8 protein-coding genes are annotated in these 13,507 nt (G+C 43.0%); 3 read left to right on the top strand and 5 right to left on the bottom strand.

All coding sequences use genetic code 11. The annotated features are described in order from the left end of the window. Positions 1-776: 776 nt before the first annotated feature. From QQL36_RS05555 to QQL36_RS05575, 5 genes are all read right to left on the bottom strand, one after another. Complete coding sequence (locus QQL36_RS05555; RefSeq protein ID WP_083724823.1) at positions 777-4,019, bottom strand: TonB-dependent receptor; 3,243 nt, start codon at positions 4,017-4,019, stop codon at positions 777-779. Positions 4,020-4,432: 413 nt separating this feature from the next. Continuing rightward, positions 4,433-5,839, bottom strand: coding sequence for a hypothetical protein (locus QQL36_RS05560; RefSeq protein WP_321569250.1), 1,407 nt, complete (start codon positions 5,837-5,839; stop codon positions 4,433-4,435). 38 nt (positions 5,840-5,877) lie between these two features. Then, positions 5,878-8,709 carry a TonB-dependent receptor gene (locus tag QQL36_RS05565; protein WP_321569251.1) on the bottom strand — a complete coding sequence of 944 codons (2,832 nt, stop codon included), beginning with the start codon at positions 8,707-8,709 and terminating at the stop codon, positions 5,878-5,880. Between the two features lie 154 nt (positions 8,710-8,863). Next, positions 8,864-9,283 carry a hypothetical protein gene (locus QQL36_RS05570; RefSeq protein ID WP_143708901.1) on the bottom strand — a complete coding sequence of 140 codons (420 nt, stop codon included), beginning with the start codon at positions 9,281-9,283 and terminating at the stop codon, positions 8,864-8,866. A 233-nt stretch (positions 9,284-9,516) separates the two neighbouring features. Further along, positions 9,517-10,353 (bottom strand): UDP-2,3-diacylglucosamine diphosphatase, encoded by an 837-nt coding sequence (locus QQL36_RS05575; RefSeq protein WP_083724815.1) that lies wholly within the window; start codon positions 10,351-10,353, stop codon positions 9,517-9,519. A 280-nt stretch (positions 10,354-10,633) separates the two neighbouring features. Here QQL36_RS05575 and QQL36_RS05580 point away from each other — a divergent pair, with 280 nt between their 5' ends. From QQL36_RS05580 to rfbA, 3 genes are all read left to right on the top strand, one after another. Beyond that, positions 10,634-11,287 (top strand): DUF47 domain-containing protein, encoded by a 654-nt coding sequence (locus QQL36_RS05580; protein ID WP_083724813.1) that lies wholly within the window; start codon positions 10,634-10,636, stop codon positions 11,285-11,287. 39 nt (positions 11,288-11,326) lie between these two features. Continuing rightward, the gene (locus QQL36_RS05585; RefSeq protein WP_083724811.1) at positions 11,327-12,331 is read left to right on the top strand and encodes an inorganic phosphate transporter; all 1,005 of its coding nucleotides are present in this window, start codon (positions 11,327-11,329) and stop codon (positions 12,329-12,331) included. 214 nt (positions 12,332-12,545) lie between these two features. Then, the gene (rfbA, locus tag QQL36_RS05590; RefSeq protein ID WP_083724809.1) at positions 12,546-13,409 is read left to right on the top strand and encodes a glucose-1-phosphate thymidylyltransferase RfbA; all 864 of its coding nucleotides are present in this window, start codon (positions 12,546-12,548) and stop codon (positions 13,407-13,409) included. The last annotated feature ends 98 nt before the right edge of the window (positions 13,410-13,507 follow it).

The following is a 13,507-nucleotide window of genomic DNA, read 5'->3' on the forward strand; positions in this document are numbered from 1 at the left end:
GGCAGGTGGCTTCAGAAAAATAATTTCCATAAAGCCATTAGTTTTAAGCCGAACTCGACCAATTTGGTGAGACCGTCCAGGGTAACTAAAAACCGGGACGGTTTTTTTGTGTTTTTCATAATATATACAGGCTGTTTTTATCAGCCGCCTCACCGCAGAAAAAGCCGCAAGGCGGCTAACTACATTGTTATATATTACCAGCTATTAATCGCTACTTCAATAACTCTGATTCGTAGTCATTACTACAAATCTATCGCAAATTACTATACGAGAAATACTCAATTTTATGGATCAAAATGAAGTACAATCACTCCGCATGAGCACTCGCCAATCCTTTGTAGACAAGGGTTTATCAGCATATACATTTGAGAATTATTACATCATTTTTTGAATCATTTGGACACACATATTCAATGTAATTTTCTCAAAAAAAATAATGCGCGGATTATATTAAGAATGGGAGGACGATCAATTTTTATAAAGAATGTAAGGAAGATTTCGGAATAGTAAAATGTTGTAAATTTGAATTAATAAAAATACCCGGATGCGGCTAACACCCGGATATTCTTTTGGTCTAGTGAAACATTTTCCACAATACCGCAAGTTTTGTGACTACGTCCACCACTTTTGTGATGCCTTCCAGGGAACTACTAGAAACCCTGGAAGGTTTTCTTTTTTTATTCATGGTAAAAGAACCGGCTGTTTTATCAGCCGATTTCCACAAAAAAAGGGCGTATCATAAGATACGCCCTTCGACTTTTACATACTTTATCTAATTAGAAACTATACCTCAAACCTAACTGCATCTGATGTCTGCTCGAAAAGAAATCCTTTGAATAAGGAGTTCCTGGATTAGTCCATGTATAAACAGGATTTGTAGTCGCTGAACCAGCAGTCGCAGTCTTCAAACCTACACTCGCTGTTGAGTTGAATGTATTCGGAGAGAAGTACTGTATACCCCAATTCTTATTAATCAAATTCGTCACATTCACGATATCATAAGTAAGCGTGATTGTATGCAGCGTCTTACCACTCTTGAAATTGAAATCCTGTGTGAAACGGAAGTCAGCAGAAGTATTCCAGGGTGTACGACCACCATTACGTTCTGTAAACTCACCCTTACGTGTCTTCAGATACTTATTACCATCTACATAAGCAAAGAATGCATCTGCCATATCCTGATTAGCAGCAGTGAAGAAAGTACGAGCCTCTGCCTGATCCTTTGGAATATACACCAGACTTACCTGCTGTGGAGTACCCTGAATTGTACTGTTCACAAATCCGTAAGAGAAAGGAACACCAGAAGATGTATTAAAGAACACTGCAAAGGTTGCTACCCAACGATTCTCCTTAGTCCAGTCAACTTTGTAAGTAGTTGTCGCAACGATACGATGACGGATATCAAAGTTAGAATAAGCCAGACCAGGATTGTTAGGACTCAGTGCCTGATTCAGCTGCCAGTTAGACTCCATTGAGTTACGGATACCATTGGTGATATCTTTAGACTGACCATAAGTATACGCTACACTTGCATTCAGACCAAACTTCCATGTCTTGTTTGCCTGACCTGTAATGCTGTAACGGTAACCCTTCTTAGTATTTGATAACAGATAAGCGTTCGTATATTTAGAGTTGATCTTAGCACCAGTATAGATTGGCTGCTGGTGTTTAGTATCATAAGGCAGATAATAAGGATTATCAACCAGGTTTACCTGCTGGAATTTCAGATCGTTGATAGTCTTTGTATAAATACCTTCTACAGTGAAACGCCATTGGTTCTGTGTAGAATAATCCAACGCTAAGCTGCTTCTCCACATAGATGGCATCTTAAAGTTGTTGTCGATCATATCCACCTGTGTAGCACCAGTTGCATCATGTACATCTACACCCTGTGCAGTCACAAACTGTGCAGCACCCTGGCTGTTCACCTTTACAGGATTAGAACCAGTAGCAGGAGCATCGCTGGCGCTTGTATAACCGAATTTCTTATCGTACGCGCCATAAGTTACACCATTGTTGTAGTAAGCGTAACCTAACCATGCGAAAGGAATACGACCGGTGAAGATACCAGTACCACCACGCAGGATCAGACTCTGATCGCCATTGATGTCGAAGTTGAAACCTAAGCGTGGAGAGATCTGTACGTTATTCAGGTACTTGTTCTTGATATCGCTTGGTTTGGTATACGTATAAGTAGTACCATAATTTGCATCTACAGGAGCACCAGTTGTTTTCACGCTCAGCGGTTGCTTGTTAGGCAGGCTGGTATAATCTAAACGCACACCAGGAGTCAGTTTGAAACGGTCAGTGATCTGGATCTCATCCTGTGCATAGATAGAGTACAGGTTGATCTTGAACGCTGCTGGTGGGTGAGACATGATATAATCACGTGAGTTATCAGTGTAGTTGAAGTTACCACGTACACGACTTGGCTGATCAGCCAGGAAAGAAGCAATGCTGCTGTAGTCAACACGGCCATTCCAGGAGTTTACGAAACCATAAGTAATGTTGTAAAACTCGTTGTGTGTACCGATATTGATGTTATGTCTGCCTTTGAAGATGTTCACGTTATCGGTGAATTCAAAGGTCTTTTGTTTCATGTTGAAGATAGCCGCTTCACGGTCAGTACCTAAGAAGATAGTACCACCATTGCTCGCGATCTGGATCTGAGGCAGTGAAGGATCAGACAGTGGATCACGGTAATCATGAACACTGCTATAACCCAGGATCAAACTGTTTGACACCGTGTTGTTGAAATGGCTTTTCAATTCAGCAACTGTTGATGTCTGGTTGTTGGTTTGTTTGTAATCAATACCGCTGAAACGGAAGTTCTGTTGGTCACGCTCCAGGTTAGTCGCTTCAGAGAAGATGGTATTGTTACGGATAGACAGCTGGTGTTTGTCGTTGATATTCCAGTCTAAACGGTTAAAGAACTTAGTAGAGTTGGAATAGATATTATAGTTACCGTAAGTACCTGCGTTGTATTTACCAGTTTTATCCACATCCAGTGCACTCATGTGATCAGAGATCTGTTTAGCCTGATCAGCAGTCAGCAAGGTCATGTCGGAAGAGCCAGCAGCAAGGATCACAGGATCCTGACGACGGGTGATCTCTTCGTTGGTAAAGAAGAACAATTTGTCTTTGATGATTGGGAAACCAACACGTACACCTGTCTGGTATTCGTGGAAGCTGGAAGGCTCTTTAGAACCATCACCTGCGTTGTTTTTACCAATCATTGCTGCATTACGACCGAAAGCGTAAATGGAAGCATGTACTTCGTTAGTACCGCTACGTGTTACGGCATTGATACTACCACCGAGGAAGTTACCAATCTTTACGTCGTAAGGAGCCAGGTATACCTGAATGTCCTGAACGGCATCCAGAGAAACCGGGTTCGTACGGGTAGAGCTACCTGGCTGTCCGGAGCTGTTAGTCTGACCACCCAGAGAAGGGCTAAAGCCGATAGCGTCGTTATTGATAGCACCATCCAGGGTTACGTTGTTATAACGGAAGTTGGAACCCAGGAAGGAGTTGTTATTACTTTGAGGAGTACCGCGAGTGAAGTCCTGGAAACTACGGTTCAGAGAAGGCAATGTTTTCAAAGCGTTCTGACCTACACGGAAACCGCCTGGTTTACCAGTGTTGTTGCCTTTTACAACTACTTCGCTCAGTGCAGTAGATTCATCCTGCAACAGGAAGTTGAAGGTTACACTACCCAGTGATAAGTTGATATCAGTTCTTTCTTCCTTCTTAAATCCGATGAAGGTAACGGTGATGGTATAAGGACCACCAGGATTCAGGTTGTTGATCAGGTAACGGCCTTCGGCGTTAGTTTGTCCACCATATTTAGTACCGGTAGAAGTGTTTACAGCAAGCACTGTTACTCCAGGCAAAGGTTCGCCTTTTGCGCTTACTACCTTACCGGTAAGTTGTGACGTAGTAATCTGCGCCTCTACGTTAGTAGCAGCTAGTACAAGGATGCTAAAGATAAAAATTAGTGAAGAGTAAATCTTATTCACGTCTGTTAAATTTGACGCAAACGTATCTCCGTAACATTACGCGTGTGTTAACACAATATTAAATTAATGTTAACGAGCGCATGTAGCACTATGTACCAACGAATTACAAATGTATTCGATGATAATTTGTGGAAAATAATTTAAAAAGTGGCGTGTATAGCAAGCCATCACTCAGGTGCGGATAAGAAGAATTAGTTCGTTCGCTATAGGTATTCTCTTAGTTCGCAATATGTTCAAAAATAGGTGGTCTATGTTAAGGGAGTGTTACCCTAATATTAACTTTATCTCTGATAACTGTTAAAATTTTCACAAGAAGGTGAGCCATGGGAGCGGAAAAACACAAAAAATTGCTAAAAAAAGAAAACGCTTTAGCCAAAGGCTAAAGCGTTTTTCAAAATTGTTATGTAAGAATATTAATATACAGTTGTCTCTGCGCCTGCAGTAGTCCAACCTGTAGTCCAGTCATTAGTACCATCAAATGCACCAATGTAGGTAGTAGCAGTGAAACCGGTAGTCAGATTGGTGAAATCAGCACCTGTCAGCGCAGGAGAACCTGTCTTCAGCAGGAAGCTAGGTGTACCTACGTTAGTAGAAGAAACACCAGCAGAGAACAGGTAAGGATTTGCCAGCAGTACATCAGTAGCGTTAGTCAACACAGTTGTGTTGGTAGTAGCCCACCATGCAGTCCATGCAGCATTGTCTGTAGAGCTCCACTCGCTCTTGGTTACAGCTGTAGTGCTACCAGCGATGATGTTGTGAGAGAATACCAGGCTACCTTCAGAAGCGTTAGCAGAAGTCTTGTGAGATACAACTTTGCTGTCATCCAGGTAGAAACCGTAAGGGAAACCGATGATCAGAGAGTTGTACAGGCTCATAGATGAGTTACGACGGATCTGTACACCATGCTGATAGTTAGCATTGATAGAACCTGTAGAACCAGGACCAACGATAGTCATGTTAGAGAAAACTGCTTTCGTCTGTGGTGTATTGGAAGAACCTGTCGCATCGTTATCAGACTCAAAACCGTTTGAACCAGATTGGTCAGCAATAGTTCTGTAACGCTGTGCCAGACCGAACTGTACACGACCAGAGAAACCATTGTCAGTATCGAAATCATCATCCCAGGTATAAGTTGCAATCAGGTGATCACAATTTACAGTACCACCGAACCACTCGAAAGAGTCATCACCGGAACGATAAACCTGTACATAGCTGATAGTAGTACCACTACCAACACCGCCCATAGTCAGACCGTTGATTTCGTTATCAGGAGAGTAAGCAACACCTGCAAACTCGATACGTACATATTTCAGTACACCAGAGTTGTCAGCAGCGTCAGTACCACCGTAATAGATGTAAGTTTTTTCATCACCACCGTTAGTAGCTGTCAGACCACCTTCGATCTTAGCTTCGCCAGCAGTAGCGTTGATTGGAGCTTTACCCAGCAGGATAATACCACCCCAGTCACCATCCTGACGTGCACCAACTTCCTGTGCAGAGGTGAAAATGATTGGTTTTGCAGCAGTACCTGTTGCATTTACTTTACCACCACGGGTTACAACCAGCGTACCTTTGGATGCTTTATCACCCACGATGATAGTACCAGGTTCGATAGTCAGGGTTGCACCGCTCATTACATATACAAACCCCTTCAGCATGTATTTTTTGTCAGCAGATAAAGTTTGATTTGCTTTGATGTCTCCGGAGAGAGTTACGTACGTAGAATCAGTCGTAGATGTAGTGTTGTCATCATCTTTGCTACATGAGGTCATTGCCCCCAAAGATGCCAGTACCAGCAAGCCTAAAAGATACCTTTTCATGGATTGTCTAATTGAGTTTAGGTTCAGAAAAATTTAAACTACTTTGATAAATGATATGTAAAAGTCAATGTGAATGATGTGCCAGGGCGATACTGCTGTAACAGATAGTCTTCGCCGGAGTTGATGCTTCCTTTTTGATATACAGGATTATCGAATTTGTTGTTACCATTCTGGTCATAGTAGAACTGATAACGGGCATTTAACAGGTCTTTGATGTTCAGACGGAAACCACTACGCTTGCTCACATTCAGGTTAGCCTGGAAGTCCAGCAGGTTTCTTGGGCTTTCGTAGATGTTACCAAGTCTGCCGGAACCATCTGCGCCACCACCTTCACCTACCAGGTACAGACGCTGGCCGATTCTGTTATACAGCAGGTTAAAGCTCAGCTTATCATTAGGCAGTGCATAACCAAGACTTGTATTTACTACGTAGTTAGATTGACCGGATAATGGTCTGTCTTTCGCAGTAGTAGTTGTATTGTCAGATACTACAGATTTGATATAGGCTACGTTCGCATAGAAAGTCACATTGTCCAGGAAGCTATGCGGTGCTATGAATCCCAGTTTCTTTCGCACTTCTACTTCCACACCTACATTGTATGCATTCGGATAGTTATAAGGCGTTACATCATACTGGCTCAGACCAGAAGATGTTACCCTGCTTTCTATCGGGTTATTGAAGTATTTGTAGAACACAGATCCTGACACGACTTCACCTGCTGCAGGGAAGATTTCATAACGCAGATCCGCGTTATCAATCTGACTGCGCTTCAGGTTGATATTACCATTGATGAGTGAAGACATCTCATAGTCGTAATATGCTAATGGCGCAATCTCACGCAGCTCTGGTCTTGCTACTGTTCTGTAATAAGAACCACGCAGGTTGGAACGCTCATTCAGTGCATAAGTAATGTTTGCTGAAGGCAATACATCCAACCAGTTATTGTCCAGGTTAATAGATGCGTTATTGATTGGTGATTTCAACTTCATGGTGTACGACTCTACACGCACACCCCATACGATACGGATCTTATCAGAAAGACGGTTATCGAGTTGTGCATATCCTGCTGTAGTCAGTGTCGTCGCCCTGTATTCATCTGCTGTAGAGGTGATATCATTCAGGTCATAGAAATCCTGATCGATCACATCATCACCAAACAAGGTGCTGATTGGACGTTGTGCGACTACATCGCCACCATCTTTAGTGGGATCCAGTTTCATACCAATATAGCGGGCATGAAAATCTCTGGAACGGTACTGTCCTAACACACCTGCTTTGAACAGGCTCTTGTTGTCAAGGAAGCGGAAAGGATGTGAATAGTTTGCACTGGCGATATAGATGTTTTCATCCAGATCAGAAAACAGGCGGCTGTTGGCTTTACCTACCGATCCGATATCAGCTACCATTACAGCAGATGCATCATCGATGGCACGGCCATAAGATACTTTACGCTGGTCAGGCTGGTTGTTGGTGACTTTGTTGTAAGACAATAACCAGTTTACTTTACTTTGTCCCTGTCCTACCTGGTGATCACCTTCTACGGATGTTTTGAACAGTGATTTCTGAATCAGGTCAAATGCATAGTAGTTGATATACTTAGAGCTACCGATATTGTCACCTTCTCTATACAGGAAGTTGTCATCAAAGATCTTGTTGTAAATGTTTCTCCATACCAGTTTGCTTTTGCCAGTAGTGTAACCTACGTTTGCTACAGCACCCAGGTTAGAAGAGTATTTATACACATTGTCAGTATAATCGAAGTTGTCATAGTGCCTGATCATGTCTTTCGCCACCGTTTCATTGTGTGAATAAGTCACACCTGCAATCACACCCAGGCTACCATGTTTCTTAGTATCCCAATGATCTCCCCAGCTACCCTGCAGGTTGATGGCGGGTGCGCCATTGCGTTCTCTTACACGATAATCATTGTTCAGCGACTTCTCTGCAGCGCGTGTTTGTGCAGCACTCAGCTGGTTGTTCACGATTGCTGTAGTAGATGGAAAAGCTGATGGCAACTGACGTGCGCCATTATCAAAACCTAAGATATCAGTGCTTGTTTTATAACCCGTTTTGAAAGGCTGGAAAGTAGAAACGGTATTGAATCCGGTTCCTAATGAGATATCGAAGAATTGTTGTTCAGGAATTTCTTTAGTTTGTACATTGATCACACCACCCGCAAAGTCACCAGGCAATTCAGGTGTAGCGGATTTGGTGATAACAATGTTGTCGATCATATTCGCAGGAATGATATCGAATGAGAATGCCTTACGGTTAGGTTCTGTACTTGGCAGGTTGGCATTGTCCACCAGCGCTACATTGTAACGATCACTCAGACCTCGTACGATTACGAACTTATTATCCTGGATAGTAGTACCGCTTACACGCTTCAGTACTTCGCCAGTACTGCGATCCGGCGATTTCTTAATTACATCGGCAGAGATCCCGTCTGATACAGCGGCGTTATTTTTCTGCTGAGTATATAATGCGTTGATTGTTTCCTGCTTGAAAGAGCCTTTGATCACTACTTCTGCCAGGTTTTTGGAAGTAGGTTCGTCCATGATCACGGGCAGACTGGTAGCATTACTACCTTTTACAATCACTTCAGTGACTGCTTTAGTCTGATACCCCATGTATTTGAACTCGAGTGTATAGGTACCAGGTGCAATATTCAAAGTATAGTTCCCCGTTACATCAGTTACAGTGCCCTGGGTAGTCCCCTGGATTAATACGGTTACGCCAATTAACGGCTCCCCGGTTTTCTGGTCAGTTACCTTTCCAGTGATTCTTCCATTATCGAATGCAAAAGATGGCAATATAGCGCACAAAAGTATACAGACACATAAGAGTGCGGACTCTAAAAGTTGCTTCACAGTAGAAATGTTCGTTCGTGATAGATTGATAGTACCGCAAAAGTATAGGGGATATATAACCGCAGTGTTAAGGGAGCGTTACCAGAATGTTAACAGTTTACGTAGGTATGTTGTAGGTATAGGAATATAAGGTTTACATAGTGCAATATAATAATTAACAGGAGAACGGCTGTGGTCCTTGTCTGCTATTATTATGCTGGTTTATTAATCTTTCGAGCTGAATGTTATATTCGTTACCGTTAGCAAAGCCTGTCTTTGCAATATCACTGAGACCTTTGATCAGTTGAAACAGGTGCATGCTTTTGTTTGTAAACGGTTTGTTGTCTTTGTTACAGAGTTCGAGGGTAAAGTTGAATCTGTCTTCCAGTTCTTCTTCGAATTCACGAAGGCTCAGGGTTTCGTCGATGGGGTATTCAATGAGCATATTTTCCAGAAAGCCTGCTTCCTGCAAGGTATCGAAAGCATTAGCCGGGGAGTTCCGCATGTATACTGCAATGTTACACGAGAGTAATCGTTGGAACTGCATCTGCAAAAGGGATACTGTCATTAAAGGATGTAACTTCAATACTTTCATTTCACGTTTGGATTATTAATTCCAGTCTTACTGAATTTGTTTGCAAACTTAGTTCGTGTGTATTAAGTGAATATTAAGGGGGTGTTATCTAATCATAAATATATGTTAAAGTATAACATATATAACCTTGCATTTACACTTCAAACCAATCCATTTCCACTTTTAGCGGAAACGGATTGGTTTGGGGCAGGCCTGCGGGCCGGCTGAAATAGCAGGAATCAGAAATACCAATATTATGAATTAGGGAAAGTCACTGCTTTCGACAAATCAATATCCCCCCATATCTGCTGATCTTCTTCCTCTTCCGGCAGTACTACTTTTGTTTTCGTTACAGGGTATTGGTAGAGGGTCCATTCTTTATTTACATATTCGAGAGAAGTGAGGCTTTCCACCCAGTCGCCGGAGTTCAGGTACGTTACCGTCTTACCGTTATGTACCATTTCCTTAATGATTGGCTGGTGGATATGCCCACAGGCTACTACATCAAATCCTTTGTCAACAGCGATTTCAGCTACGATCTGTTCAAAGTCGGAGATGAATTTCACTGCTTGTTTCACCCCATGTTTCACCTTTTTGGAAAAGCTCATCTTTTCCCTTCCCATGCTTTCCAGGATATTGTTCACCAGGCGGTTGAGAATAATGAGCAGGTCATAGCCTTTGCCCCCCAGTTTTGCAAGCCACTTGGAGTTTTTCATGGTTATATCATATACGTCTCCATGAAAGAACCAGTGTTTTTTGCCGTCTACGTCCAGGATGAGTTTATTATCGATAGTGAGGTTACCCAAACCGAACCCGGCAAATTTGCGGAGGGCTTCGTCGTGGTTGCCGGTCAGATAATATACATCCGTTCCCTTTCCTGTCATTTTCAGGATTCTGCGGATCACCTTGGTATGCGCTTTTGGGAAGTAGCGTTTGCTGAACTGCCAGATGTCGATAATATCTCCATTGAGAATCAGTATCTTAGGATCGATGCTATCTAGGTATTGGACAAGCTCTTTTGCGTGACAGCCGTATATTCCGAGATGTACATCGGAAATAACGACTATATCAAGTGGGCGTTTATCGGACATTGTTTACGCTGGTGAACCGGAAAGCCGGATTCGTTGTTTCTAATGGTGATAAATAGTGTTCGCTCGCTGTAGGTGTATTTTGCCCCTGCGCTGGGCCTTTTCCGGATAAAATCATCCTTGAAAACCAGGCTCGTACACTGCAGGTTTTAACAATACAAAGAAAAAATTGCTATATTACTTTTATATTAATACAGTGTTAAGGAATCATTAAGAAAAATTATTTCTTGGAGGTATTGGTTGCGGAGAGCTATTTTTGCGCCAAATTCAAACTATATAGCGTATGGGAGGCTTTAATTCCTTTGTTAAATTGTTTATTCCTAAGGACAGGGTATTCTATTCATTATTTGAGGATGTAGCTGCCAATCTGGTGGAAATGGGAAAAGTATTGATAGAACTGGTAAATTCTACAGACCCTGCTGTAAGAAAGGATAAGACGCACCTGATCGAAAGACTGGAGCATAAGAACGACGATTTTACCCATCGCATATTCGTAGAACTGGGCCAGAACTTCATCACCCCTTTTGACCGTGAAGATATTCACCACCTGGCATCTACGCTGGATGACGTAGCAGATTATATTCATGGCTCTGCCAAACGTTTAGATCTGTATAAAGTGGTAGAAATCAGCGATAGCGTTCGTAAACTGGCAGACCTGATCTACCAGGGTTGCGTAGAGTTGCACAAGGCGATCCCTGAACTGAGAACCATGTCTAACATGCGTAATATCACAGATGCCTGTGTAAGGATCAACAGCCTGGAAAACCATGCTGATGATATCTATGATATGGCCATCGCAGACCTGTTCGAGAAAGAATCCAACAATGCAGGCGAGCTGCTGAAAATGCGTGAATTGTATCAGGCACTGGAAATCGCTACCGATAAATGCGAAGACTGCGCCAACGTGATCGAATCTATCATTATTAAATATGCATAGTCGCCCGGTCCTTAATGGCTCAATGCAAACTGTATTCTAATGGCCTTACTTGTCACAATTATTATACTGGCGTTCATCTTTGACTTTATCAACGGGTTTCATGATGCTGCCAACTCTATAGCTACAATCGTTTCCACAAAAGTGCTGACTCCGTTTCAAGCCGTATTGTGGGCTGCTATATTCAACTTTGCTGCTTTTTTTATCTCAAAGTACGTTTACGGGGAATTTAAGGTAGGTAATACCATTGCTAAATCAGTATTTGAGCAGTTTATCACCCTGAAAGTGATCTTCTCCGGACTGGTAGCGGCGATTGTATGGAATCTGCTGACCTGGTGGTATGGTATTCCATCCAGTTCTTCCCATACCCTGATTGGTGGCTTTATTGGCTCTGCCGTTGCTGCTGCTCATGGTAACTTTGACGTGATCAACTATGGTAAGGTAATGCCTATCATTTACTTCATTGTGCTGGCGCCCTTTATAGGGATGGCCGTCGCCTTTGTGATCACGATCATAATTATGAATGTTTGTCGCAAGGCAAACCCATATAGGGCAGAAAGCTGGTTCAAACGCCTTCAGCTGGTATCTTCTGGTGCCCTGAGCCTTGCCCATGGTGGTAATGATGCTCAAAAGGTAATGGGTATCATCGCTGCTGCCCTGGTAGCACATGGTATTATCCCTGACCTCATGCATATACCGAACTGGGTACCGTTCTCGTGTTTCGCTGCAATTGGTTTAGGTACCATGAGTGGTGGCTGGAAAATTGTAAAGACAATGGGGTCCCGCATTACCAAAGTGACTCCGCTGGAAGGTGTAGCCGCTGAAACCGCAGGCGCCATTACGCTTTACCTTACTGAAGCACTGGCCATTCCTGTAAGTACCACACACACAATTACCGGTTCTATTATCGGGGTAGGTGCTACCAAACGTCTTTCAGCAGTACGCTGGGGGGTAACAGTGAGCCTGCTTTGGGCATGGATCCTGACTATTCCGATCAGTGCTTTACTGGCTGCTGCCGTGTATTTTATCGTGAATCTCTTTATTTAAACGATCTTAGGATCTATATAGCCAGCCGGCGTGAGTAATACGGAAGTTATACTCACGCCGGCTTTTTTTATTGATATTTTTCCCGATGCCGCTTTTTTTTCCCCCCCATCCACCTATTTTTGTAAGGCTTTTGGAAAACCCAGTATCCTATTACATCAATGAGGCCATTATTGTAATGGTGTATTGATAATTGTTTATCATATAATAAACCGCAATGAAAGGTATTATCTTAGCCGGGGGCTCCGGCACGCGTTTACACCCCATTACTTATGCTATCAGTAAGCAGATCATGCCGGTGTATGATAAACCGATGATCTACTATCCACTGTCTACGCTGATGTTGGCTGGTATCAGAGAGATCCTGATTATTTCAACGCCTCATGACCTGCCTGCTTTCAAGCGGCTCTTTAACGACGGCAAGCAGTTGGGACTGGATATTTCTTATGCTGAACAACCGGAACCAAATGGTCTGGCACAGGCATTTGTGATTGGCAAAGACTTCATCGGGAATGACAATGTCGCCCTGGTATTGGGAGATAATATATTTTATGGCGCAGGTCTTGGTACCCAGCTGGCCAACAATGTGAATCCACAGGGAGGTATCGTATATGCCTACCAGGTATCAGATCCGGAAAGATATGGTGTAGTGGAGTTCGATGGCAAAATGAAGGCGGTATCTATCGAAGAGAAACCTGCTAAGCCCAAGAGCAACTATGCCGTACCTGGTTTGTACTTTTATGACAATACTGTGGTGGAGATTGCTGCTAACCTGAAACCAAGTGCACGTGGTGAATACGAGATCACCGATGTAAACAAAGCCTACCTGGAGGCTGGCAGACTGAAAGTATCTATCTTACCACGCGGTACCGCATGGCTGGATACGGGTACCTTCGACTCCATGATGCAGGCTTCCCAGTTCGTACAGGTGATAGAACAGCGGCAGGGGATCAAGATCGCCTGTATCGAAGAAATCGCTTTCAGACAGGGATTCATTGACATAGATCAGTTACACAAACTGGCGGCTCCACTGCTGAAGAGCGGTTATGGCAACTACCTGGAGTCATTGCTGAAACAATAATATTGAGATCCGTACACCAAAAAATCGCTTTTGCCGCCAGGGTAGAAGCGATTTTTTGCGATAAGCTGTTCCTGGCTGACCAATATTTTGAGAATATG

Source organism: Chitinophaga sp. LS1 (assembly GCF_034274695.1).
GTDB lineage: Bacteria > Bacteroidota > Bacteroidia > Chitinophagales > Chitinophagaceae > Chitinophaga.